This window comes from Pseudonocardia kongjuensis, from assembly GCF_039526905.1.
Classification (GTDB): Bacteria; Actinomycetota; Actinomycetes; order Mycobacteriales; family Pseudonocardiaceae; genus Pseudonocardia; species Pseudonocardia kongjuensis.
Window position 1 is genome coordinate 21,983 of record NZ_BAAAJK010000032.1, and the last position, 23,327, is coordinate 45,309.

Consider the following 23,327-nt stretch of genomic DNA (forward strand, 5'->3'; position numbering starts at 1 on the left):
GTCAGACCACCAGGGAGGTCTGCACCGTGTACCGATCGGCGCGATAGAGATGGCGGCCGAGCTCGACGAGCGCACCGGCGTCGTCGTAGACGATCCGTTCGGCGGTCACGCAGGCCAGCGGCTGCGGCTGCTCCAGCAGCGCCGCCTCCTCGGCGTCGGCGAGCCGGGCCCCGATCGTCTGGTGCGCGATCGCGATCTGCGCCCCCTGGTCGCGCAGCAGGTTGTAGAGGCTGCGCCCGGCGAGCGCCTCGTCGTCCAGCCGGAACCGGGCGGGCAGGTAGTTGGCCATGATCGCCAGCGGCTCGCCGTCCGCCCGGCGCAGCCGCAGCACCCGCTGCAGCGGCTCGTCGGCGGGCAGCAGCTCGCTGAGCACCGCGATGCCGGAGGTGGCCGGCGTGCAGCTCTCGTGCTCCAGCACGGTGGTGTCCGGGGCCCGGCCGGAGGCGGCCAGGTCGTCGTAGAGGCTGCTGAGCCGGACGTCGCGGTGGATCGCCGGGCGGACCACCTGCGTGCCGAGGCCCCGCCGGCGCACCAGCAGCCCCTTGCGGACCAGCTCCTGGATCGCCTGCCGGGCGGTCGGCCGGGCGAGCCCGAGCCGCCGGGTCAGCGAGAGCTCGTTCTCCAGCCGGTCCCCCGGTTTCAGGTCGCCCGAGTCGATCGCGGCCTCGATCGCCTGGGCGAGCTGGTGGTAGAGCGGCACCGGGCTGGCCCGGTCGAGCCGGACATCGACCTGCACCGCATCGGTTCGGGTGGCCATGCCCGGAGCGTACCGCGAAAGTCCGGTTGTCTTTATGTCTGTACAAACTATTGACCGGACACCACTGTCGCGCCTACCGTTCGCAGGGAAGCCGCAGGACGGACCCCACGGGAAGAGGATCATGAACACCTCCGCCGAGATCCTGACCTTCGGCCGCGCCGGGGTGGACATCTATCCGTTGCAGGTCGGCGTCGGCCTGGAGGACGTGACGTCGTTCGGCAAGTTCCTCGGCGGCACCACCGCCAACGTGGCGGTCGCGGCGGCCCGGCTGGGCCGGCGCGCCGCGATCATCACCGGGGTCGGCGACGACCCGTTCGGCCGCTACGTCCGCCGGGAGCTGAACCGGCTCGGCGTCGACGACCGGCACGTCGTCACCAGCAGCGAGTACCCGACGCCGGTCACCTTCTGCGAGATCCTCCCGCCGGACGACTTCCCGCTCTACTTCTACCGCCGGCCCACCGCCCCCGACCTGCAGGTCTCCCCCGCCGACCTGGACCGGGCGGCCGTCGCGGGCGCCGGCCTGCTCTGGCTGTCGGTGTCCGGCCTGTCCGAGGAGCCGTCCCGCTCGGCGCACCACGAGGCCCTCGCCGCCCGGGCCGGCGGCCGGACCGTGCTCGACCTGGACTACCGGCCGATGTTCTGGGACTCCCCGGCCGCGGCCACCGCGCAGGTGCAGAAGGTGCTCGGGCAGGTCACCGTGGCGGTCGGCAACCGGGAGGAGTGCGAGGTCGCGGTCGGCGAGACCGACCCGGACCGGGCCGCCGAGGCGCTGCTCGACGCCGGGGTCCGGCTCGCGGTCGTCAAGCGCGGCGCCGACGGGGTGCTGGCCAGGACCCGCACCGAGCGCGTCGTGTCCCCGCCGATCCCGGTCACCCCGTGCAACGGCCTGGGCGCCGGCGACAGCTTCGGCGGCTCGCTCGCGCACGGCCTGCTCGCCGGCTGGCCGCTGGAGACGGTGCTCGCCCGGGCGAACGCCGCGGGCGCGATCGTCGCCTCCCGGCTGGAGTGCTCGACCGCCATGCCCACCGCCGCCGAGATCGACGTGCTGCTCGGCGGCGGCGACCCGAACGAGGAGCGGTGACCAGCATGCGAACGACCCCCCACGGTGTCGCGGCCTCCTACGACGAGATCCGCGACATCCGCGCCTTCGCCCCCGAGCGGATCCCGGCGCTGCTCGCGTCGCGGCGCCGCCGCCCGTTCGTCCCGTCCGACGGCCGGCTGATGATCGTCGCCGCGGACCACCCGGCCCGCGGCTCGCTGTCCGCCCGCGGCCGGACCGACGCCATGGCCAGCCGCCCCGAGCTGCTCGGCCGACTGGTCACCGCACTGTCCCGGCCCGGCGTCGACGGCGTGCTCGCCACCGCCGACGTCCTGGAGGACCTGCTGCTGCTCGGCGCGCTCGAGGGCAAGGTCGTGGTCTCCTCGATGAACCGGGGCGGCATCCAGGGTGCCGCGTTCGAGCTGGACGACCGGCACACCGGCTACGCGGTGCGCGACACGGTGGACGCCGGGTTCGACGCGATCAAGACGCTGACCCGGATCGACCTGGAGGATCCCGGCTCGGTCCGCACGCTGGAGCTGTGCGCCCGGGTCGTCACCGAGGCGAACCGGTCCGGCCTGGTCTGCATGGTCGAGCCGTTCCTGTCCCGCCGGATCGACGGGCGGGTGTGCAACGACCTGTCCCCGGACGCCGTCATCCGGTCCATCCACATCGCCCAGGGCCTGGGCGGGTCCAGCGCCTACACCTGGCTGAAGCTGCCGGTCGTCGAGGAGATGGAGCGGGTGATGGCGGCGACCACGCTGCCGACGCTGCTGCTCGGCGGCGACCCGACCGCGCAGCCCGCGGAGACCTACGCGTCCTGGAAGGCGGCGCTGGAGCTGCCGTCGGTGCGCGGGCTGATCGTCGGGCGGGCGCTGCTCTATCCCGAGGGCGACGACGTCGCCGCGGCCGTCGACACCGCCGTGTCGCTGGTGCGGCCGCAGGAGGTGCACGCGGGATGAGCGACCGGTACGTGATCGCCGCCGGGAGCGCGGCGGGCGCGGGCTACGAGCTCGTCGTCACCCCCGAGTCGGCCGGCTGGACGTACTCCGGCCTGCGGATCCTGAACCTGCCCGCCGGCGGCCACCGGCTCGTCGACACCGGGGACGAGGAGATGTTCGTCGTCCCGCTGTCCGGTTCGGCGACGGTCACCCTGGGCGACGTGACCCACACCCTGCAGGGCCGGACGGACGTGTTCGAGGGGCCGTCCGACTTCGCCTATCTGCCGGTGCGGTCCCCGGTCACGATCGCCTCGGCCGCCGGCGGGCGCTTCGCGCTGTGCGCCGCCCGCACCGACCGGGAGCTGCCGTTCCGCTACGGCCCCGCCGCGGACGTGCCGGTGGAGCTGCGCGGCGCCGGCGCCGCCTCCCGCCAGGTCCGCAACTTCGGCGCGGCCGGGGTGTTCGATGCGGCCTCGGCGATCTGCGTCGAGGTGGTCACCCCGGGCGGGAACTGGTCCAGCTATCCGGCGCACAAGCACGACGAGTCCGGCCCGCACGAGTGCGAGCTGGAGGAGATCTACTACTTCGAGATCGCGCCCGGCCCCGGCGGGCAGCCGGGCCTCGGGTTCCACCGAACGTCGTCGTCACCCGGGCACGCCATCGACGTGACCGTCGAGGTGCGCGACCGGGACACCGTGCTGGTCCCGTGGGGCTGGCACGGGCCGTGCGCGGCCGCGCCCGGACACGACATGTACTACCTCAACGTGATGGCCGGGCCGGGCGACGAACGCGCCTGGCGGATCACCGACCACCCCGACCAGGCCTGGATCCGCGACACCTGGACCGGGCAGGCCGTCGACCACAGGCTCGGAGGGCAGTGATGAACGGGACGACAGACGCGGCCGGGGAGACCGTCCGGTTGACGGTCGCCCAGGCGACCGTGCGGTTCCTCGCCGCCCAGTACAGCGAGCGGGACGGGATCCGGCGCCGGTTGGTCGAGGGCTGCCTGGGCATCTTCGGCCACGGGAACGTGGCGGGCATCGGGCAGGCACTGCTGCAGGAGGAGCTGGAGTGGACCGACGGGTCGGCCGGCTCCTTGCTGCCCTACGTGCTGGGCCGCAACGAGCAGGCCATGGTGCACATCGCGGTCGCCTTCGCCCGGATGCGCGACCGGTTGCAGACCTGGGCGGTGACGACGAGCGTCGGGCCGGGCGCGACGAACATGGTGACGGGTGCGGCGCTGGCGACGATCAACCGGCTGCCGGTGCTGCTGCTGCCCGCGGACACCTTCGCCGACCGGTCCGCGTCGCCGCTGCTGCAGGAGCTGGAACAGCCGTGGGCCGGCGACGTGACGGTGAACGACTGCTTCCGCCCGGTGTCGGCGTACTTCGACCGGGTGTGGCGGCCCGAGCAGCTGCCCGCGGCGCTGCTGGCGGCGATGCGGGTGCTGACCGATCCGGCGGCGACCGGTGCGGTGACGCTGTGCCTGCCGCAGGACGTCCAGGCACAGGCGCACGACTGGCCGCTCGAGCTCTTCGACGACCGGGTGTGGCACGTCGCCCGGCCGGTGCCCGAGTCGTGGGCGCTGGAGCGGGCCGCGGAGCTCGTGCGGGGCGCCGAGCGGCCGCTCGTCGTCGCCGGTGGGGGCGTGCACCACAGCGACGCGACGGACGCGCTGGCGGTGTTCTGCGAGCGCACCGGGATCCCGGTCGGGCAGACCCAGGCGGGGAAGGGCAGCCTGCTGCACGACCACCCGCAGAGTCTCGGCGCGATCGGCGCCACCGGCACGACCGCGGCGAACGCGGCCGCCCGGGACGCCGACGTCGTCGTCGGGATCGGGACCCGCTGGTCGGACTTCACGACGGCGAGCCGCACCCTGTTCCGCAACCCGGACGTGCGGTTCGTCAACATCAACGTCGCGCCGGTCGACTCGGTGAAGCACTCCGGTGTGCCGGTCGTCGCCGACGCGCGGGAGACGCTGCGCGAGCTCACCGTGCTGCTGCGCGGCTACCGGGTGCCCGCGGCGTACCGGGCGGAGTACACCCGCGCGGAGGCCGAGTGGACGGCGCGGGTGGACGCCGCCTTCCGCGGTACGCCGATCCCGTACGGGCTGCTCTCCCAGAGCGCGGTGATCGGCCTGGTCAACGAGCTGTCCGACGCGCAGGACGTGGTCGTGTGCGCGGCCGGTTCGATGCCGGGCGACCTGCACAAGCTGTGGCGGGTGCGGGAGGCGAAGGGCTATCACGTCGAGTACGGCTACAGCTGCATGGGCTACGAGGTCGCGGGCGGGCTCGGGGTGCGGATGGCCTGCCCGGACCGGGACGTGTTCGTGCTGGTCGGCGACGGGTCGTACCTGATGATGGCGACCGAGCTGGCGACCGCGGTCCAGGAGGGCATCAAGATCATCACGGTGCTGGTGCAGAACCACGGGTTCGCCTCGATCGGCGCGCTGTCGGAGTCGCTGGGCTCGCAGCGGTTCGGCACCCGGTACCGGTACCGGTCCGCGGCGACCGGCCGGCTGGACGGCGACCGGCTCCCGATGGACCTGGCCGCGAACGCCGCGAGCTTCGGGGTGCGGGTCGTCCGCGCCTCGACGGCGGAGGAGTTCGCGGCGGCGATCCGGTCGGCGAAGGCGGCCGACGACAGCACGGTGATCCACGTCGAGACCGATCCGCTCGCGGGTTCCCCGGACTCGGAGGCGTGGTGGGACGTGCCGGTCGCCGAGGTCAGCGAGCTCGCGACCACGCAGTCCGCGCGCAAGACCTACGAGCAGAACAAGGCCGCGCAGCGACCGTTCCTGCGGCCCGACCACTTCTGAGAGGCGATCATGACGAGCACCATCGACGCCCCGGACACCCGGGTGCTGCACCACTGGGTCGGCGGGAAGCCGCTGGAGGGGGTCTCGGGCCGGTTCTCCGACGTGACGGATCCGGCGACCGGCGCGGTGACCGGTTACCTGCCGCTGGCCTCGCAGGAGGAGACGGCGGTGGCGGTGGCGGCCGCGGCGGCGGCGTTCCCCGGCTGGCGTGACACCAGCCTGACCCGCCGCACCCAGATCCTGTTCCGCTTCCGCGAACTGCTCAACCAGCGCGCACCCGAACTCGCCGCACTCATCACCGCCGAACACGGCAAAGTCCTCACCGACGCCGCCGGCGAAGTCGCCCGCGGCCAGGAAGTCGTCGAATTCGCCTGCGGCGCACCCCACCTGCTCACCGGCTCCGCCACCGAGAACGCCTCCACCGGCGTCGACGTCCACTCGATCCGCCAGCCACTCGGCGTCGTCGCGATCATCTCGCCGTTCAACTTCCCGGCGATGGTCCCGATGTGGTTCTTCCCGATCGCGATCGCCGCCGGCAACACCGTGGTGCTCAAGCCTTCGGAGAAGGTCCCCTCGGCCGCGCTGTGGATCGCCGAGCTGTGGGCCGAGGCGGGCCTGCCCGACGGCGTGTTCACCGTGCTCAACGGTGACAAGGCCGCCGTCGACGGACTGCTGACCAGCCCGGACGTCAAGGCGGTCAGCTTCGTCGGGTCCACCCCGGTCGCCCGCTACATCTACGGGACGGGCACCGCCCACGGCAAGCGGGTGCAGGCGCTCGGCGGCGCCAAGAACCACATGGTCGTGCTGCCCGACGCCGATCTCGATCTCGCCGCCGACCAGGCCGTGAACGCAGGGTACGGATCGGCGGGCGAACGGTGCATGGCCATCTCGGCGCTGGTCGCCGTCGGCGACATCGCCAACGACCTGGTCGACCGGATCGCCCAGCGCACCAGGGCGCTGCGCACCGGCGACGGCCGCCGCGGGACCGACATGGGCCCCCTCGTGACCCGCGCCGCCCAGCACCGCGTCACCGGCTACATCGATGCCGGCGAGGCGGACGGCGCCACCGTCGTCGTCGACGGACGCACCAGCAGGTTCGACGCCGACCCCGCCGACGGCACCGACGGCGGCTTCTTCGTCGGACCCACCCTGCTCGACCACGTCACCACCGACATGACCGTCTACACCGACGAGATCTTCGGCCCCGTGCTCTCCGTCCTCCGCGTCGACACCTACCCCGACGCCGTCGAACTGATCAACACCAACCCCTACGGCAACGGCACCGCACTGTTCACCCGCAGCGGCGCCGCCGCGCGGCGCTTCCAGAACGAAATCGAAGTCGGCATGATCGGCATCAACGTCCCCGTCCCCGTCCCCATGGCCTACTACAGCTTCGGCGGCTGGAAGAACTCACTGTTCGGCGACACCCACGCCCACGGCACCCACGGCGTGCACTTCTACACCCGCACCAAAGTCGTCACCACCCGCTGGCCCGACACCACCGCCAGCGGCGTCGACCTCGGGTTCCCGACCAACCGCTGACGCCGTGGGGCCCGGCCGGGTCGCGGGCCGGGTGCCCCGCCTCCTGCTGGTCGAGGGCGGCCGCTCGGCGCCGGCTGCTCCTCGGTGGCCGGCTGATCGGCCGCGGACCGGCCGATCCCGCAGCGGTGCCCGGCCCGGGCACCGCGCGCGACGCGCATCCTGGAACGCGCCGGTCCCGTGGTCGGTTCGGCGGTGCGCGGACCGATCGTCGGCGCGATCACGGTGTCCCGGCCACGGATCCACCGGATCGTCGGCGCAGGACGGGCCGGACATCCGGTGACACCCCCGGCACCGGGGATCCGGACCCCATCGGATCCGGTACCGGACACCGCGCGACCCGATCGGGCGACCGGTCGTCGGCCGGGACGTTCCCCGAGGTAGGGGGGCCGGAGAACGGCCGCACCGCTGACGTACCGTGCCGGAATGGCTTCCGAGACGACCCACGACACGGAGACCGCTCCGGTCGCGACCGACACGGACCCGACGGGCGCCGATGCGTCCGGTGACACCGGCGCCGAGTCCGGCACCGGCAGCAGCGCCACCCCCGACAGCACCACCGGCCCGGACACCACCGGCTCGGGCACCACCGGATCGGCCACCGCTGCCTCGGGCACCGGCGCCTCGGGCTCGGCCACCGGGTCCGGCGCGGGATCGACCGCCGCCGCCGACTCCGCCGCGGGATCGACCACCGAGTCCGGCACCGGCAGCACCGACTCCGGCAGCACTGACTCCGGCATCACCGACTCCGGCACCGACTCCGCTGTGGGCAGCAGCTCGACCACGGACGCGGACACCGCCCGCACCGACGGACCGGCCGCCGCCACCGGCGCGGCCGCCGGGGCCGGCGCGACCGGGGGCACGGCGACCGCGTCCGGCGGCACCGCCGCGGGTGCGGGCGCCGTCGTCGGCGCGGGCCTCGGGCTCGCCTCGCTGACCGGCACCTCGCTCACCGACATGCTGCGCTCCCGGGAGGAGCTGGTCGGCCAGATCGAGGCCGCCACCGGCATGCCGGGCGACTCGATCGACGCGTTCTACGGCGCCCCGTGGAACGTCGCGGCCGGCGTCAACGGCCTGATCGCGCTGGTCGCCGTCGTGCTGACCACGGTGCTGCTGCTCGGCCCGGCCAAGCGCCCCGGCACCGCGGCCTGGGTGCGCCCGGTCGCGCTGGGCGGGCTGGTGCTCGGCGTGCTCGGCCTGTTCGTGTCCGGCGGGATGTACCTCGACCTGTTCGCATCCCAGCCGGTGCTGCCCGAGATGCCGATGATGCCCGGCATGCCCGGCTGAGCGGCACCACCCGCACCACCAGCACCATCAGCTTCACGGGTCCGCCCGGCCACCCCACGGTGGCCGGGCGGACCCGTTCATGATCCCTGTTTCGGGAGTGCAGGGTGCTCGCAGCGGTTCCTGCACTCCCGAAACAGGGATCATGCACGGGGCGGGAGGGTGTACTCCCGCAGCGCCCGGTTCCGCAGCGCCACCCAGCCCACGACCACGCTCGCCGCCAGTCCCCCGCCGACCAGCGCGACCGGTCCCGAGGTCAGCGCCGCCACCAGCCCGCCGCGCAGGTTCCCCAGCTCGGGCCCGGCGATCCCGACCACCGTCTCGGCCGAGGACACCCGCCCGCGGAACGCGTCCGGCGTCGCCAGCTGCACCAGCACGCCGCGCACCATCACCGACGCCGAGTCCGCGGCACCCGCGACGACCAGGCAGCCCAGCGCCCCCCACACCGAGCCCGCGAGGCCGAACCCGGCGACCGCGAGCCCCCAGGCGCCCGCGGCGACGAGCTGGACCGTCCCGGCCCGCCGGATCCGGGTGAGGCCACCGGAGAACAGCCCGACGACCAGCCCACCGGCCGCGAGCGCGCTGAGGAACGCCCCGAGCACCCGCGGGTCGCCGCCGTAGCGCAGCTCGTTGACCAGCGGGAACAGTGCGACCGGGAAGGCGAGCAGGGTGGCCGCGAGATCGGTGGCGAACGAGCCGCGCACGACCGGCGAGCGCAGCAGGAACCCCCATCCGCCGGCCGGGGCCCGCCCGGTGCCACCGGCCACGGGCAGCGCCGGGAGCCACACCGTCGTCAGCAGGGCCACCAACGTGGTCCCGGCCAGCAGGCCGTAACCGGCGACCGGGGTCCAGAGCGCGATCAGCGTCCCGGCGGCGGCCGGCCCGGCCAGCATCGACACCTGGAACGAGACCGCCGTCAGGGCGATCCCGGCGGGCACCTGGGCGGCGGGGAGCAGCCGGACCGGCAGCGTCCGGCGGGCCGGAACGCCCAGTCCCGCCCCGGCGGCGAGCAGCGCGACCAGGCCGAACAGCAGCGCCACCCGGGCCGCGCCGAGCACCGCCTGGGTGACCAGTGCGAGCGCGACGACCAGCTGCAACGCGGTCGCGAGCCGGATCAGCAGCCGCCGGTCGACCGCGTCGGCCAGTGCACCGCCGACCGGGCCGGTCAGCAGCAGCGGCACCGCGGTCGCGACGCCGAGCGCACCGGTCCACAGCGGGCTCCGGGTCAGGTCCCAGGTCTGTTGCAGCACCGCGACGGTCGCCGCCTGCTGGCCGAAGCCGTGCGCGGTGCCGCCGATCCAGGCGGCCCGGAAGGCCGGGACCCGCAGCGGCCGGAGATCGATCAGGCCGGTGCGCATCAGGCGGACGGCGGGGGTCCCGGCTCACCGAGCCGGTCGGTGATCCGGTCGGCCAGGCCGCGCCGCCCCAGCGCGGCCCGCATCGCGTCCACCGCGGCACCGATCGAGGTCGGCAGGCACTCGTCGTCGAGCTCGGCGACCGCCGCCGCGGTCGCCCGCCACTCCGCCTCCAGGAACGGGACCAGCGCGCGGCCCCGCTCGGTGAGCGCGATCCGGCGGGTCCTGGCGTCCGGCCCCGGTTCGGACGTCACGAGCCCCTCGCGGCGCATCCCGGCCAGGGTCTGGCTGACCGCGGAGTGCGTGTGCCCGAGCGACGCGGCGAGCTCACGGATCGTCGACGGCCCGGTGTGCGCGAGCCGGATCAGCGGGTACGCGTAGCGCGGCCGCAGCCCGTGCAGCCCGCGCGCCTCGTAGACCTGCACGATCTCGTCCTCCAGATCGGCGACGAGCGCGCGCAGCGGCGCCAGCCGGTCCGGCCTGCGGGTCGGGTCGTCCGACGTCCCGGATGTCATGCCGCAATGTAACAGCGCTTATACGACAGTGCTCGTACGACAGCTCGTACGACGGCGCTGTCGGGTGTCCGAACGTCGTCCGCCGGCCGGCCGGGCCGACCCCGCCGGGCCGGGGCCCTGTTGCACGTCGCGAGATCAGCGCGAGGCCCCCGGGGGGCCACCACACGCGAGATCGGAGCGGCAGATGGCTGACACCCGGGACGTACTGGTCGTCGGAGCGGGACCGGTCGGGCTGACGACCGCCTGCCAGCTGGCCCGGCTCGGGGCGTCCGTGCGGGTGGTGGAGCAGCTCGAGCGGCCGACGACCGAATCGCGGGCGGTCGGGGTGCACGCCCGGAGCCTGGAGATGCTCGCCTCGCTGGGCGTGGTGGACCGGCTGGAGGCCCGCGGCAGGCGGATCGGCGCGCTGGAGATGGTCGAGGGCCGCACCGGGCGGACGCGGGCCCGGATCGACCTGGCCGGCACCCGCACCCGGCATCCGTACGTGCTGGACGTCGCGCAGCCCGACACCGAGGAGGTGCTGGCCGAGCGGGCCGCCGAGCTGGGGATCGTGGTGCAGCGCGGCGTCGCGCTGACCGCACTCGACCAGGATCCCGACGGCGTCCACGTCACCCTGCGCACCGCCGATCTCGGCCGGATCGAGCGGTTCGGCTGGGTGGTCGGCGCCGACGGCGGCCACAGCAGCACCCGGCGGCTGGTCGGCGAACGGCTGGTGGGCGGCTTCCACGGGCAGCACTTCGCGATGGCCGACGTGGACGTCGACACCACGCTGTCCCCGGACACCATCCGGATGTTCCTGCACCCGGACGGGATGGGGATCCTGTTCCCGCTGGCCGGCGAGCGGGCCCGGGTGATGTTCCTGGTCGACGAGCCCGGCCCCGGCGACCCCACGCTGGAGCGGATCCAGGAGCTGGCCGACGCCCGGATGGGCGGCCTGGTGCGGGTGCGCGACCCGCGCTGGCTGACCTACTTCGAGGTCCACCACGCCCAGGTCCCCCGGTACCGGCACGGCCGGGTGCTGCTCGCCGGCGACGCGGCGCACGTGCACAGCCCGGCCGGTGCGCAGGGGATGAACACCGGCGTCCAGGACGCCGCGAACCTCGCCTGGAAGCTGGCGCTGGTGGCGCGCGGGATCGCGACACCGGAGCTGCTCGACAGCTACCAGGCCGAGCGGCATCCGGTGGGCGCCGAGGTGGTCCGGGCGACGACGCTGCTGACCGACGTCGGGACCGCCACCGGCCCGGAGTCGCTGCTGCGTGACGCGGCGCTGTTCGTCGCCGGGCACGTCCGTCCGGCGGCGGCCGCCGCGGCGACCCGGCTGGCCGAGCTGGCCGTCCGGTACCGGGACAGCCCGCTGTCGGTCCAGCACGGGCGGGAGCACGGGCGGGAGCACGGGCGGGAGCACCGACGCGGACACAGCCGGCTGCGTGCCGGGGACCGGGTGCCCGACCCGGCCGGGCTGTCCCGGCCCGACGGCGGCCCGGTCGCGATCGAGGACCTGCTCGCGGAACCGGGGATGCTGCTGCTGGTGCGCGACGGGCAGCAGCGCGGGGCCCTGCAGGACGTCCTCGCCCGCCTGGGCCGGGTGCTCCCGGTGGCGCGCGAGGCGACCGGCGGCGACGGCCTGGTCGATCCGGACGACGGCCTGGGCCTGCAAGGTCTGGCACTGGTCCGCCCGGACGGCCATCTCGGGCTGGTGGCGGACACCGCCGATCCGGCGCTGCTGCGCCGCTACCTGACCGACACGCTGCAGGTCACCGCGACGGCGCCGGCGGCGCGCGGTCTCCGCGGCTGACCCGCACACCGGCCGCCGGGTGCAGCGGCGGTAGGTCACGCTCCGACGATCCCGAGCAGCACACCGGTTCCGGCCGGGACGCCGGAGGATGTCCCCGCTCTATATCTTTGTTACGGTGGAGTGGTCAGTCGATATAGGAGAGGGTTCATGACCACGCACACGCTGCAGGACAAGAACGTGCTGGTTGCCGCCGGCGGCAAGAATCTCGGCGGGCTGATCAGCCGCCAGGCCGCGGAGGCCGGGGCGAACGTGGCGATCCACTACAACTCGGAGTCCTCCCGCGGGGAGGCCGAGGACACCCTGAAGGCGGTCGAGGCGGCCGGCCGGACCGGCGTGGTGCTGAGCGGGGACCTCACGGTCCCGGCGAACGTCGAGCGGCTGTTCACCGACGCCGAGGCCGCCATCGGGCGGATCGACGTCGCGGTCAACACGGTCGGCAAGGTGCTCCGCAAGCCGATCGTGGAGACCAGCGAGGCCGAGTACGACTCGATGTTCGACATCAACTCCAAGGCCGCGTACTTCTTCATCAAGGAGGCCGGTCTGCGCCTCGCCGACAACGGCAAGGTGATCACCATCGTGACGTCGCTGCTGGCGGCGTTCACCGACGGCTACTCCACCTACGCGGGCGGCAAGTCGCCGGTGGAGCACTTCACCCGGGCCGCCGCGAAGGAGTTCGCCGACCGCGGCATCTCGGTGACCGCGGTCGGCCCCGGGCCGATGGACACCCCGTTCTTCTACCCTCAGGAGACCCCCGAGCGGGTCGAGTTCCACAAGTCGATGGCGATGGGCAACCAGCTCACCCGGATCGAGGACATCGCGCCTATCGTGCGGTTCCTGGCCACCGACGGTTGGTGGATCACCGGGCAGACCATCTTCGCCAACGGCGGGTACACCACCCGCTGAGAGGAGCGGCAGTGAGCACGCAGATCAGCGATCCGGTCGTCGCGGCGTTCGTCGAGACCGTCAACCGGCACGACCGGGAGGGCTTCCTGGACGCGTTCGCCGACGGTGGCGTCGTCGACGACTGGGGCCGCACGTTCACCGGGCGCGACGAGATCGCGGCCTGGAGCGACCGGGAGTTCATCGGTTCCGAGGGCGTGCTGACGCCCGAGGAGGTCAGCGAGTCCGGTGGCGCGGTGACCGTCGTCGGGGACTGGCGGAGCACGCACGCCAACGGGCGCAGCAGCTTCGAGTTCCGCACCGACGGTGCGCGGATCGCGTCGATGACGATCCGGGAGGGCTGAGCGGTGGCCGGATGTGCGGGCGAGGGTCCGCGCATCCGGCCACTCGTCCGCGGACGCGCGGGCCCGGCACCGGGGGCCACGTACAGTGACAGGGTGGTTGATGGGCGTGTCGGGAACACGCGGGACCGGCTCCTGCGGGCCGCCGCCGATCTCATCGCGGCCGCCCCCGGCGAGCCGGTGCCGCTGCGGGCGATCTGCGACGCCGCCGGGGTCCGGTTGCCGACGCTGTACCACTTCTTCGGCAGCAAGGACGGCCTGCTCGACGCCGTCGTCGAGCACGGGTTCGAGCAGTACCTGGAGCTGAAGGGGTCCCGCGAGTCGACCGGCGACCCGATCCGGGACATCCGCGACGGGTGGGACGCGCACGTCGCGTTCGGCCTGGCCAATCCCGGTTTCTACGCGTTGATGTACGGCCAGGTGACGCCGGGCCGGCGGCCTGCGGCGCAGGACCGGACGAACGCGATCCTGCTGGAGCTGACGCGGGAGGCGCAGCGGCGCGGGCGGCTCGTGACGACCCCGGAGCGGGCGGCCGGGCACGTGCTGGCCGCGAACGTCGGGGTCACGCTGCACCAGATCACCGGCTCCCCCGATCCGGACCTGTCCGCGGACGTCCGGGACGCGACGCTGGAGGCGATCACGGGCGGCCGGCCGGGGCGCAGGCCCGACGCCGCCCGGTCACCGGCGGAGGCGGCCGCGGCGGTGCTGGCCGGTCTGCCGGACGACAACACGGCGCTGGACGCGCCGGAGACGGTGCTGCTGAAGAAGTGGCTGGCGGCCGTCGTCCGTGACGGGACGGAGTGTTCTGCGGGGGCTCCGAACGATACGGACTGACGATGCCGGGGGTGATCGTCGGCGGGTCACCCTTGCCGCATGACGAGTCCGGTGAGCAGTCCCGCGAAGATCGACGTCGTGCCGCACTGGGTGGGTGGCCGGGCGGTGCCGGGTTCCGGGCAGCGCTCCGGTGAGGTGACGGATCCGGCGACCGGCGAGGTGACCCGGCGGGTGGCGTTCGCGGAGCCGGCGGACGTGGAGTCGGCGGTGGCGGCGGCGAGGGCGGCGTTCCCCGCCTGGCGCGACACCAGCCTCACCCGCCGCACCCAGATCCTGTTCCGCTTCCGCGAACTACTCAACCACCGCGCACCCGAACTCGCCGCACTCATCACCGCCGAACACGGCAAAGTCCTCACCGACGCCGCCGGCGAAGTCGCCCGCGGCCAGGAAGTCGTCGAATTCGCCTGCGGCGCACCCCACCTACTCACCGGCTCCGCCACCGAAAACGCCTCCACCGGCATCGACGTCCACTCCATCCGCCAGCCACTCGGCCCCGTCGCGATCATCTCGCCGTTCAACTTCCCGGCGATGGTCCCCATGTGGTTCTTCCCGATCGCCATCGCCGCCGGCAACACCGTCGTGCTCAAACCCTCCGAGAAGGTCCCCTCCGCCGCGAACTGGATCGCCGAGCTGTGGGCCGAGGCCGGGCTCCCCGACGGCGTCTTCAACGTCGTGCACGGCGACCGGGTCGCCGTCGACACACTCCTCACCCACCCCGACATCACGGCGATCAGCTTCGTCGGATCCACCCCCGTCGCCCGCCACGTCTACGAAACCGGCACCGCCCACGGCAAACGCGTCCAAGCACTCGGCGGCGCCAAGAACCACATGGTCGTGCTCCCCGACGCCGACCTCGATCTCGCCGCCGACCAGGCCGTCAACGCCGGGTACGGCTCCGCCGGCGAACGGTGCATGGCCATCTCCGCACTCGTCGCCGTCGGCGACATCGCCGACACCCTCGTCACCAAGATCGCCGAACGCACCCGCGCCCTGCGCACCGGTGACGGCCGCCGCGACAGCGACATGGGCCCGCTGGTCACCCGGGCCGCCCAGCAACGGGTGACCGGCTACGTCGACGCCGGGGAGTCCGCGGGGGCCACCGTCGTCGTCGACGGACGCACCGGTCGGTTCGACGCCGACGGGAACGGCTTCTTCGTCGGCCCCACCCTCCTCGACCACGTCACCACCGACATGACCGTCTACACCGACGAAATCTTCGGCCCCGTCCTCTCCGTGCTCCGCGTCGACACCTACCCCGACGCCGTCGCACTCATCAACACCAACCCCTACGGCAACGGCACCGCACTGTTCACCCGCAGCGGCGCCGCCGCCCGCCGCTTCCAGAACGAAATCGACGTCGGCATGATCGGCATCAACGTCCCCGTCCCCGTCCCCATGGCCTACTACAGCTTCGGCGGCTGGAAGAACTCACTCTTCGGCGACACCCACGCCCACGGCACCCACGGCGTGCACTTCTACACCCGCACCAAAGTCGTCACCACCCGCTGGCCCGACACCAGCGGGAGCGGCGTCGACCTCGGGTTCCCGACGAACGCCTGACGGGCGGGATCAGGTCTCCTCGGCGAGCAGCGCCAGCTGGTTCCGTTCGGCGGGATCGAGGTGCCCGGCGTAGTAGGCCCGGATCCCGAGGGTGACCTCGCGGGCGGCGGCGCGGCCGTCCCGGTCGGCGATGGCGTCGAGCACGGCGGTGGCGTACCCCTCGCTGGCGCGCAGTCGTCGCCGGACGTCGGGTTCGTCGGCGAGCCTGCGGTCGATCAGGGTGCGGACGACCCCGGCCAGCACCCCGCCGGTGACGGCGACGAGCTGGTTGTGCGAGGCCCGCCGGATGGCGGCCTGGAAGCTGTCGGCGGCGGCACCGAAGCCGCCGTCGGCGCGGTCGGCGGCGGCCCGCAGCTCGCGGTGCGCGGCCCGGATGTCGCGCAGGTCGTCGTCGGTGCGGTTGTGCGCGGCGAGCAGCGAGCCATTGGCCTCGATGACGATCCGGAACTGCAGGATCTCCACCCGGGACATGGTGTCGACGCCGGCGAGGCGGGTGAGCGACTTCTCGAAGACGGCCGGGGAGTAGGCGAGGATCTCGGGGCCGCGCGGGTCGCCGGGGTGCGCGGCGACGACGCCGGTGGCCTGCAGCACCCGCATCGCCTCGCGGACGGTGGGGCGGCTGACGCCGAACTGCTCCATCAGCCTGCGCTCGCTGGGCAGCCGGTCGCCGGGGCGCAGCCGGCCGTCGTCGACGGCGCGCTCGATCTGCTCGACGATCGCCTCGTGGGCGCTCTGCCGGCCGATCGTCTGGAACTCCACGCGGGGCCTTCCCTCCGGGACGTGATCGACGCACCAGCCTAGTGCGCGGCCCGGCGCGTCTGCTCGTACCAGCGGGTGACGCGCAGCAGCTCCACGTCGGCGAACCGGCGCCCGGCGAGCTGCAGGCCGATCGGCCGTCCGTCGGTGGTGGAGCCGGCGTCGACGGTGGCGGCCGGCTGCTCGGAGAAGTTGTAGGGGGCGGTGTAGGCGATGTGGTCGAGCGCGGTGACCGGGTCGTCGGTGGGTCCGTGCTGCTCGGCCGGGAACGCGGCGACCGGGGCGACCGGGGACAGCACGACGTCGACGGTGTGGGTGGCGGTGATCGTGGCGGCCCGGATCCGCTGGACGGCGTGGTACGCCTCGAACACGTCGGGGCCGCGCAGGTCCGCGGCGGCCGCCGCCCACTGCCGGATGTAGGGCAGCACGGCGTCGCGGCGGTGCGCCGGGAGCGCGACGAGATCGGCCCAGGACCGGGCGCGCAGGAACATGTCGAGCTGGTGCAGCAGCTCGGGGGTGAGGAACGGATCGACCGGCACGATCTGCGCCCCGGCCCGCGCGAACAGCTCGGCGGCGGCGCGGACGGTGGCCGCGACCTCAGGATCGGTGGGCAGGCCGCACCCGGCGTCCGGGTGCAGTCCGATCCGCAGGGCGCCGATCTCGTCGTCGGTCATCGGGTCCGCGCTCACCCGCTCCCAGGAGGCGTCCGGCAGCGCCAGCCAGGTCGGGTCCCGGTACGCCGGATCGGGCCGGGCGAGCACCTGCATGGCGAGCGCGACGTCGTCGACGGAGCGGGCCAGCGGTCCGAGCGCCCGCCCCAGGTAGGGCGGGTCGACCGGGACGATGCCGTAGCTGGGTTTCAGCGACGCCAGCCCGGTCCACGACGCGGGCAGCCGGATCGAGCCGCCGATGTCGCTGCCGACGTGCAGCGGGCCGAACCCGGCGGCGGCCGCGGCGGCCGCGCCGCCGCTGGACCCGCCGACCGTCCACGCCGGGTCCAGCGGGCTGCGGGTGATCCCGTGCAGGCCGGACACCCCGGACGAGAGCATGCCCAGCTCGGACATGACGGTGCTGCCCAGCCGGATCGCGCCCTCGGCGGCGGTGCTCGCCGCGGCGGGCCCGTCCTCGGTGGCGGGTGCGGCGTCGGCGAACGCGGCCGAGCCGGACGGCCGCGGATGCCCGACGGCGGCGATGTTCTCCTTCAGGGTGACCGGGACGCCGTCGAGCAGCCCGGCCCGGCCCTGCGCCCAGCGGACACCCGCGGCGTCGGCGGCGGCGAGGACGTCCGCGGCGGGTTCCCGGCGGGCGAACGCGCCGATCCCGGGCTCGCACCGGTCGATGCGGTCCTGCACGGCGCGCAGCACCTCGGCGGGGCTGAACTCGCCGGCCGCGTACCCGGCGCGCAGCCGGGTCGCGGTCAGGGCGGTGAGCTCGGTGTCGGTCAGCGCGCTCGTCACGCCGGGTCTCCCTTCGTGCGGCCGGCCAGGGCCTCGCGCAGTCGCGGCGTGGCCGCGACCAGGCGCCGGGTGAACGGGTGCTGCGGGTCGGTGTAGACGTCGGCGGTGGGCCCGGCCTCCACGATCCGGCCCTGGTTCATCACGGCGACGGTGTCGCAGACGTGCCGGACGACGGCCAGGTCGTGCGAGATCAGCACGACGGTCAGCCGGTACTCCCGGGCCAGGTCGGCGATCAGGTTGAGCACCTGGGCGCGGACGGACACGTCGAGCGCGCTGACCGGTTCGTCGGCGACCAGGATCCGGGGGCGGGTGATCAGGGCGCGGGCGATCGCGATCCGCTGCCGCTGGCCGCCGGAGAACTGGTGCGGGTAGCGGTCGAGGGCGGCGGCGTCGAGGCCGACCGACTCCAGCAGCCGGGCCACCCGGTCCCGGATCTGCGCGCGGTCCCCGCGCAGCACCGGCTCGGCGACGATGTCGCGCACCCGCATCCGCGGGTCGAGCGAGCCCATCGGATCCTGGAACACGATGGAGACGGCGTCCCGGACCCGGCGCAGGGTGTCCCGGCCCGGGTCCGTCAGGTCGTCGCCGGCCAGCTGCAACGACCCGGAGGTGGGCCGGTCCAGCCCGCAGAGCTGCCGGATCAGGGTCGACTTGCCGGAGCCGGACTCGCCGACGATCCCGAGCGCCTGCCCCTCGACGACGTCGAACCCGACGCCGCGCAGCGCGTGCACCGGCCGGCTGCGGCGCAGCACCGACGCGCCGGCGCGGCGGTAGGTGCGGGTGAGGTCGCGGGCCCGGATGAGCGCCGGGTGCTCGGGGTCGCCGGCCTCGTTGAACACCGGCGGCGGGCCGTCCTCGGGCAGGACCAGGTGCGCGGCCGGGCCGCCGGGGCGGGACGGGCCGGTCGGCGGCACCGGCGTGCCCGGCGCGTCCGGCTGCACCGGCGTGCCCGGGTCGTCCGGCTGCACCGGCGTGCCCGGCGCGTCCGGCGGCACCGGCGTGCCCGGCGCGTCCGGCTGCACCGGCGTGCCCGGCCCGTCCCGCACCGGCGTGCTCGTGGTGGTGCGCAGCCGGCCGTGCTCGTCGAGCACCGACAGGTCGGCGGCGGCGAGCAGCGCCCGCGTGTAGGGATGGCTCGGCGCCGTGAACACCTCGTCGACCGGCCCCTGCTCGACGACCCGGCCGTCCTGCATGACGGCCACCCGGTCGGTGACCGACGCGACCACCGCCAGATCGTGGCTGATGAACAGCAGCGCGGTCCCGCGCTCCCGGGCCAGCTCGGTGATCAGCTCCAGCACCTGCCCCTGGACGGTCACGTCGAGCGCGGTGGTCGGCTCGTCGCACACCAGCAGCGCCGGGGCGTTCGCCATCGCGATGGCCAGCACCACCCGCTGCCGCTGCCCGCCGGAGAGCTGGTGCGGGTAGGCCCGCACCGCCTGCTCCGGATCGGGCATCCGGACCCGTTCCAGCAGCTCCACCGCGGCCGTCGCGGCGGCCGACCGGCCGGGCACCGTCCGGTGCTCCAGCAGCACCTCGGCGATCTGCGCGCCGACCCGCATCAGCGGGTTCAGCGCGGTCATCGGCTCCTGGAACACCATCGACGCGGTACGGCCGCGGGCCCGGCACAGGGCGGCTTCCCCGGCGTCGAGCAGGTTGCCGTCGACCCCGGCCAGCTCGACCGTCCCGGTCGCCCGCAGCGACTCGTCGAGCAGCCCGAGCGCCGCGTACGCGGTGAGCGACTTGCCGCTGCCGGACTCCCCGATCAACCCGAGCCGCTCCCCCGGGGCCAGCTCCAGGTCGACGCCGTGCACCAGCGTCCGCCCGCCGGCGTGCACGTCCAGGTTCGCCAGGCGCAGCGCCGGGGCGGTGACGGTCGTCGTCGTGGGGGCGCTCATCGGCCCGCCTCCATCCGGGGGTCGAGATGGTCGCGCAGGCCGTCGCCGAACAGGTTCAGCCCGAGCACGGTGAGCGCGATCGCCAGGCCCGGCCACACCACCAGGTGCGGCGCGGACGCCAGGTAGCTCTGGCTCTCCTGCAGCATCCGGCCCCAGGACGGGGTGGGCGGCACGGTGCCGAAGCCGAGATAGGACAGCGCCGCCTCGGAGAGCACCGCGATCGCGAACGCCACCGAGGACTGCACGATCACCAGGCCGGAGATGTTGGGCAGCACGTGCCGGACGGCGACGAACAGCCCGCCCCGCCCGGCGGCCCGGGCGGCGGTGACGTACTCCTGGCTCATCACCTGCAGCGTCCCGCTGCGCGACACCCTGGCGAACGACGGCGCGGCGCCGATCCCGAGCGCGATCATCGCGGTGCCGACGCCCGCGCCGAACACCGCGCCCAGCACGATCGCGAGCAGCAGCGCGGGGAAGGCCAGCGCGACGTCGTTGACCCGCATCAGGAACTGGTCGGCGCGGCCGCCGTTCATCCCGGCGCAGACGCCGACCGGGACGCCGATCAGCACCGCCACCGCCACCGCGACGACGCCGACCAGCAGGCTGATCCGGGCGCCGTACATGAGCAGGCTGAGCACGTCCCGGCCGTACGGGTCGGTGCCCAGCAGGTAGCCGTCGCCGGGGCCGAGCAGCCGGTCCGCGGCGACGACCGGCAGCGGATCGTGCGGCGTCCACACCAGCGAGACGAGCGCGGCCAGCACGACCAGCGCGACCAGCCCCCCGCCGACGAGGATGCCGGTGTTCGGGCGCCGCGCGGCCGTGGCCGGGGCGGTGCGCTGCGGTCCGGTCACGAGGCCTCCCGGAGTCGGGGGTCGACGGCGGTCTGCACGAGATCGACCACCAGGTTGATGAGCAGCACCGCGAGCACCAGGACCAGCACGATCCCCTGCACGGCGATCATGTCCCGGGTGGCGACCCGCTCCAGCAGCATGCTGCCGAGCCCGTTGATCACGAAGACCCGTTCGATCACGACCGCGCCGATCAGCATCACGCCCAGCTGCACGCCGCCGACGGTGAGCACCGGGACCGCGGCGTTGCGCAGCCCGTGCCGCCGCAGCGCCCGCGCCGGGGACAGCCCCTTGGCCCGGGCCGTGCGCATCCAGTCCTCGCGCATCACGTCGAGCACCGCGGAGCGCACGTAGCGGGCCAGCACCGCGCCCTGCACCGAGCCCAGCGCGAGCGCGGGGAGCACCAGGTGCCCGAGCAGCGTGCCGAACCCGTCGCCGGTGCGGTACCAGCCGCCGGCCGGGAACCAGCGCAGCTGCACCGCGAACACGGTGATCAGCAGCAGCCCGGCCAGGAAGCCGGGGATCGCGATCCCGACCTGGCTCGAACCGCTGAGCAGCGCGCCGAGCGGCCGTCGCTGATGGGTCGCGGCGAGCACACCCAGCGGGACGGCGACGACGACCGCGACGGCCATCCCGGAACCGATCAGCACCGCCGTCGTCGCCAGCCGGGAGCCCAGCTCGGCGCCGACCGGCGTGCCGGTGACCGCGGAGGTGCCGAAGTCGCCCTGCACCAGCCCGCCCAGCCACTGCAGGTACTGCGCGGCGAGCGGCCGGTCCAGGCCCATCTCGGCGCGCTGGGCGGCCAGCTCGTCCGGGGAGGCACCGAGCCCGAGTGCGACCTCGGCAGGATCGCCGGGGAGCACCGACAGCAGCCCGAAGATCACCACCGAGGCGGCGAGGACGGTGCCCGCGAACACCAGCAGCCGCCGCGTCATCGAAACGATCATGTTCCGCTCCCCCGGGTCAGCCGCGCGCGACGCGGGTGAGGTCGATGGACTCCGACGTCGAGTTCACCGGCAGGCCGGTGACGTCGCTGCGGTGCGCGGTCAGCCAGGGCGTCAGGTACAGGAACCCGGCGGCGGCGCGATCGGAGATGCGCTCGGCGTAGGCGCGCATCCGGTCCGGGTACTCCTCGGCCGGGCCGCTGCGCGCCTGCTCCAGCATGTCGTCGGCGACCGGGTCCTGGTAGCCGAAGTAGTAGTCCGGATTGGAGAACTGCCCGATGTCCCACGGCTCGGCGTGGTTGATGATCGCCAGCTGGTAGTCCTTGCGGCTGAACACCTCGTCCAGCCAGACCGCCGGGAACTCGCGGATCCGCAGGTCGACGGTCAGCCCGACGCGGGTGAGATCGGACTGCACGACCTGGGCCGCGGCCACGTACTGGGGCAGGTTCGGCACCGTGAAGCCGATCTCGGCGCCGGTCAGCCCGGCCTCGGCGAGCAGCTGCGCGGCGCGCTCCGGATCGTGCGGGTAGGGATCGGGCCGGTCGTCGTACCAGGGATCGGTGGGCGGGACCATCGAGGTGATCGCGGTGCCGCGGCCGTCCGCCGCGACCTCGCGGACGGCGTCGTCGTCGACGGCGTGCCGGATCGCGCGGCGCACCCGCTCGTCGTCGAACGGGGCGGTGGCGTTGTTCATCGCCAGCACCACCTCGCCGTTGGTGGTGCCCTCGGTGACGCCGAACTCCGGATCGCCCTCGAGCTGCTCCAGCAGCTGCGGCGCGGTCAGCCCGACGACCGCGTCCGCGCTGCCGCTGAGCAGCGCGTTGACCTGCGCCGTCGGGTCGCTGTAGTAGGCGAGGGTGAGCCGGTCGGCCGGCGGCGGGCCCGCCCAGTGGTCGTCGTTGGCGACCAGGCGCATCTCGAAGCTCTGCGCGTAGTCCTCGACCCGGTACGGCCCGGTGCCGACGGCGCTGGTCGCGAGCTCGTCCACCGCGCCCGGGGTGAAGATCGCACCGGCCGGGCCGGCCAGGTTGCGGAGCAGGTCGTTGTCCGGTTCGGACAGCTCCACCACCACCTCGCGCGGCGACAGCACCCGGGTCCCGGAGATCGACGACAGGGACCGCGCGCTGGCCGTCGTCCACTCGTCGAGCCGGTCGAAGCTGAACGCGACGTCGTCGGCGGTCATCGGGGTGCCGTCGGAGAAGCGGACGCCCTCGCGCAGCCGGAACGTGTAGCCGAGCCCGTCCGGCGCCGCGGTCCAGGACTCGGCGAGCAGCGGCACCACACGGGCGTCGTCGTCGATCTTCACCAGCCCCTCGTAGACGTTGTAGAGCAGGGCCTGCGGGATCGCGACGCCCGCACTGCGGGTGAAGTCGAGGTTCGTCGGCGAGGTGCCGAGGGCGATCGTGATCTCCCCGTCGGCGGACCGGGACGCCGGCGGGCCGGCCGCACAGCCGGCCAGGATCACCGCCGTGACCAGCGCCAGGGCCACGACCGGCAGACGTCGGCGGGCCCGCGTCGGGCGCGCGGTGGGCGGCATGCGACCCCCTCTTCAGGTGCTACTGGCTAGGCCAGTAAATCGGAGCGGTGGGGGTGCGACAAGAGCCGGACCGGAGCCGTTGCACCGCCGTCACGTCGCTGAAACGGGTGGGGTGCGGGGGGATGGGGTGGGGGTGCGGAGCGTGGGGTGTGTGGGGCGCAGCGCGGTACGGCGCGCGGCGCGGTGGGGCGCGGCGCGATGCGGGGGCGGGG

Annotated in this window: 20 protein-coding genes; 11 read left to right on the plus strand and 9 right to left on the minus strand. The window is 74.2% G+C overall.

Annotated elements, in window-relative coordinates; all coding sequences use genetic code 11:
* Nucleotide 1: 1 nt before the first annotated feature.
* Nucleotides 2-757 carry a GntR family transcriptional regulator gene (locus tag ABD160_RS23260; protein WP_344025970.1) on the minus strand — a complete coding sequence of 252 codons (756 nt, stop codon included), beginning with the start codon at nt 755-757 and terminating at the stop codon, nt 2-4.
* Between the two features lie 121 nt (nt 758-878).
* Here ABD160_RS23260 and iolC point away from each other — a divergent pair, with 121 nt between their 5' ends.
* The 6 genes from iolC to ABD160_RS23290 all read left to right on the plus strand — a co-directional run bounded on the left by iolC (nt 879) and on the right by ABD160_RS23290 (nt 8,381).
* Nucleotides 879-1,838: a 5-dehydro-2-deoxygluconokinase gene (gene iolC / locus ABD160_RS23265; RefSeq protein WP_344025973.1), complete on the plus strand. Its 960-nt coding sequence runs from the start codon at nt 879-881 to the stop codon at nt 1,836-1,838.
* A gap of 5 nt (nt 1,839-1,843) precedes the next feature.
* On the plus strand, nt 1,844-2,758 hold the full coding sequence (locus tag ABD160_RS23270; protein ID WP_344025975.1) for a class I fructose-bisphosphate aldolase: 915 nt from the start codon (nt 1,844-1,846) through the stop codon (nt 2,756-2,758).
* Nucleotides 2,755-3,618, plus strand: a complete 864-nt coding sequence (gene iolB, locus ABD160_RS23275) for a 5-deoxy-glucuronate isomerase (protein WP_344025977.1) — start codon at nt 2,755-2,757, stop codon at nt 3,616-3,618. The genes ABD160_RS23270 and iolB overlap by 4 nt, the downstream gene beginning before the upstream one ends.
* Nucleotides 3,618-5,555 (plus strand): 3D-(3,5/4)-trihydroxycyclohexane-1,2-dione acylhydrolase (decyclizing), encoded by a 1,938-nt coding sequence (gene iolD, locus ABD160_RS23280; protein WP_344025979.1) that lies wholly within the window; start codon nt 3,618-3,620, stop codon nt 5,553-5,555. Before iolB ends, iolD begins: the two co-directional genes overlap by 1 nt.
* Before the next feature lie 9 nt (nt 5,556-5,564).
* Nucleotides 5,565-7,097 (plus strand): CoA-acylating methylmalonate-semialdehyde dehydrogenase, encoded by a 1,533-nt coding sequence (locus ABD160_RS23285; protein ID WP_344025981.1) that lies wholly within the window; start codon nt 5,565-5,567, stop codon nt 7,095-7,097.
* A 423-nt stretch (nt 7,098-7,520) separates the two neighbouring features.
* Entirely contained in the window at nt 7,521-8,381 is an 861-nt protein-coding gene (locus tag ABD160_RS23290; protein WP_344025983.1) for a hypothetical protein, read from the plus strand.
* Between the two features lie 140 nt (nt 8,382-8,521).
* Here ABD160_RS23290 and ABD160_RS23295 read toward each other — a convergent pair whose 3' ends face one another.
* The gene (locus tag ABD160_RS23295) at nt 8,522-9,736 is read right to left on the minus strand and encodes an MFS transporter (RefSeq protein ID WP_344025985.1); all 1,215 of its coding nucleotides are present in this window, start codon (nt 9,734-9,736) and stop codon (nt 8,522-8,524) included.
* The gene (locus ABD160_RS23300; RefSeq protein ID WP_344025987.1) at nt 9,736-10,248 is read right to left on the minus strand and encodes a MarR family winged helix-turn-helix transcriptional regulator; all 513 of its coding nucleotides are present in this window, start codon (nt 10,246-10,248) and stop codon (nt 9,736-9,738) included. The genes ABD160_RS23295 and ABD160_RS23300 overlap by 1 nt, the downstream gene beginning before the upstream one ends.
* 184 nt (nt 10,249-10,432) lie before the next feature.
* Between ABD160_RS23300 and ABD160_RS23305 the strand changes: the two genes are divergently transcribed.
* The 5 genes from ABD160_RS23305 to ABD160_RS23325 all read left to right on the plus strand — a co-directional run bounded on the left by ABD160_RS23305 (nt 10,433) and on the right by ABD160_RS23325 (nt 15,678).
* A complete protein-coding gene (locus ABD160_RS23305; RefSeq protein WP_344025989.1) occupies nt 10,433-12,043 on the plus strand; it encodes an FAD-dependent oxidoreductase in 1,611 nt (536 codons plus the stop codon).
* A 147-nt stretch (nt 12,044-12,190) separates the two neighbouring features.
* Nucleotides 12,191-12,946 carry an SDR family oxidoreductase gene (locus ABD160_RS23310; protein WP_344025991.1) on the plus strand — a complete coding sequence of 252 codons (756 nt, stop codon included), beginning with the start codon at nt 12,191-12,193 and terminating at the stop codon, nt 12,944-12,946.
* An 11-nt stretch (nt 12,947-12,957) separates the two neighbouring features.
* Nucleotides 12,958-13,287 (plus strand): nuclear transport factor 2 family protein, encoded by a 330-nt coding sequence (locus ABD160_RS23315; RefSeq protein ID WP_344025993.1) that lies wholly within the window; start codon nt 12,958-12,960, stop codon nt 13,285-13,287.
* Between the two features lie 93 nt (nt 13,288-13,380).
* Entirely contained in the window at nt 13,381-14,118 is a 738-nt protein-coding gene (locus ABD160_RS23320) for a TetR/AcrR family transcriptional regulator (protein ID WP_344025995.1), read from the plus strand.
* Nucleotides 14,119-14,157: 39 nt separating this feature from the next.
* Nucleotides 14,158-15,678: a CoA-acylating methylmalonate-semialdehyde dehydrogenase gene (locus ABD160_RS23325; RefSeq protein WP_344025997.1), complete on the plus strand. Its 1,521-nt coding sequence runs from the start codon at nt 14,158-14,160 to the stop codon at nt 15,676-15,678.
* 9 nt (nt 15,679-15,687) lie between these two features.
* Here ABD160_RS23325 and ABD160_RS23330 read toward each other — a convergent pair whose 3' ends face one another.
* The 6 genes from ABD160_RS23330 to ABD160_RS23355 are packed head-to-tail and all read right to left on the minus strand — an operon-like array spanning nt 15,688 to nt 23,115.
* The gene (locus ABD160_RS23330) at nt 15,688-16,437 is read right to left on the minus strand and encodes a FadR/GntR family transcriptional regulator (protein WP_344025999.1); all 750 of its coding nucleotides are present in this window, start codon (nt 16,435-16,437) and stop codon (nt 15,688-15,690) included.
* 38 nt (nt 16,438-16,475) lie between these two features.
* Nucleotides 16,476-17,891, minus strand: a complete 1,416-nt coding sequence (locus ABD160_RS23335) for an amidase (RefSeq protein ID WP_344026001.1) — start codon at nt 17,889-17,891, stop codon at nt 16,476-16,478.
* Nucleotides 17,888-19,786, minus strand: a complete 1,899-nt coding sequence (locus tag ABD160_RS23340; RefSeq protein WP_344026003.1) for a dipeptide ABC transporter ATP-binding protein — start codon at nt 19,784-19,786, stop codon at nt 17,888-17,890. The genes ABD160_RS23335 and ABD160_RS23340 overlap by 4 nt, the downstream gene beginning before the upstream one ends.
* Nucleotides 19,783-20,637 (minus strand): ABC transporter permease, encoded by an 855-nt coding sequence (locus ABD160_RS23345; protein ID WP_344026005.1) that lies wholly within the window; start codon nt 20,635-20,637, stop codon nt 19,783-19,785. The genes ABD160_RS23340 and ABD160_RS23345 overlap by 4 nt, the downstream gene beginning before the upstream one ends.
* Nucleotides 20,634-21,581 carry an ABC transporter permease gene (locus ABD160_RS23350; RefSeq protein WP_344026007.1) on the minus strand — a complete coding sequence of 316 codons (948 nt, stop codon included), beginning with the start codon at nt 21,579-21,581 and terminating at the stop codon, nt 20,634-20,636. The genes ABD160_RS23345 and ABD160_RS23350 overlap by 4 nt, the downstream gene beginning before the upstream one ends.
* A gap of 16 nt (nt 21,582-21,597) precedes the next feature.
* Nucleotides 21,598-23,115 carry an ABC transporter substrate-binding protein gene (locus tag ABD160_RS23355; protein ID WP_344026009.1) on the minus strand — a complete coding sequence of 506 codons (1,518 nt, stop codon included), beginning with the start codon at nt 23,113-23,115 and terminating at the stop codon, nt 21,598-21,600.
* Between the last annotated feature and the right edge of the window lie 212 nt (nt 23,116-23,327).

Coding starts and splice junctions, on each gene's coding strand:
- ABD160_RS23260 (WP_344025970.1), bottom strand. CDS start 757: ATGGCCACCCGAACCGATGCGGTGCAGGTCGATGTCCGGCTCGACCGG.
- iolC (WP_344025973.1), top strand. CDS start 879: ATGAACACCTCCGCCGAGATCCTGACCTTCGGCCGCGCCGGGGTGGAC.
- ABD160_RS23270 (WP_344025975.1), top strand. CDS start 1,844: ATGCGAACGACCCCCCACGGTGTCGCGGCCTCCTACGACGAGATCCGC.
- iolB (WP_344025977.1), top strand. CDS start 2,755: ATGAGCGACCGGTACGTGATCGCCGCCGGGAGCGCGGCGGGCGCGGGC.
- iolD (WP_344025979.1), top strand. CDS start 3,618: ATGAACGGGACGACAGACGCGGCCGGGGAGACCGTCCGGTTGACGGTC.
- ABD160_RS23285 (WP_344025981.1), top strand. CDS start 5,565: ATGACGAGCACCATCGACGCCCCGGACACCCGGGTGCTGCACCACTGG.
- ABD160_RS23290 (WP_344025983.1), top strand. CDS start 7,521: ATGGCTTCCGAGACGACCCACGACACGGAGACCGCTCCGGTCGCGACC.
- ABD160_RS23295 (WP_344025985.1), bottom strand. CDS start 9,736: ATGCGCACCGGCCTGATCGATCTCCGGCCGCTGCGGGTCCCGGCCTTC.
- ABD160_RS23300 (WP_344025987.1), bottom strand. CDS start 10,248: ATGACATCCGGGACGTCGGACGACCCGACCCGCAGGCCGGACCGGCTG.
- ABD160_RS23305 (WP_344025989.1), top strand. CDS start 10,433: ATGGCTGACACCCGGGACGTACTGGTCGTCGGAGCGGGACCGGTCGGG.
- ABD160_RS23310 (WP_344025991.1), top strand. CDS start 12,191: ATGACCACGCACACGCTGCAGGACAAGAACGTGCTGGTTGCCGCCGGC.
- ABD160_RS23325 (WP_344025997.1), top strand. CDS start 14,158: ATGACGAGTCCGGTGAGCAGTCCCGCGAAGATCGACGTCGTGCCGCAC.
- ABD160_RS23340 (WP_344026003.1), bottom strand. CDS start 19,786: ATGAGCGCCCCCACGACGACGACCGTCACCGCCCCGGCGCTGCGCCTG.
- ABD160_RS23350 (WP_344026007.1), bottom strand. CDS start 21,581: ATGATCGTTTCGATGACGCGGCGGCTGCTGGTGTTCGCGGGCACCGTC.
- ABD160_RS23355 (WP_344026009.1), bottom strand. CDS start 23,115: ATGCCGCCCACCGCGCGCCCGACGCGGGCCCGCCGACGTCTGCCGGTC.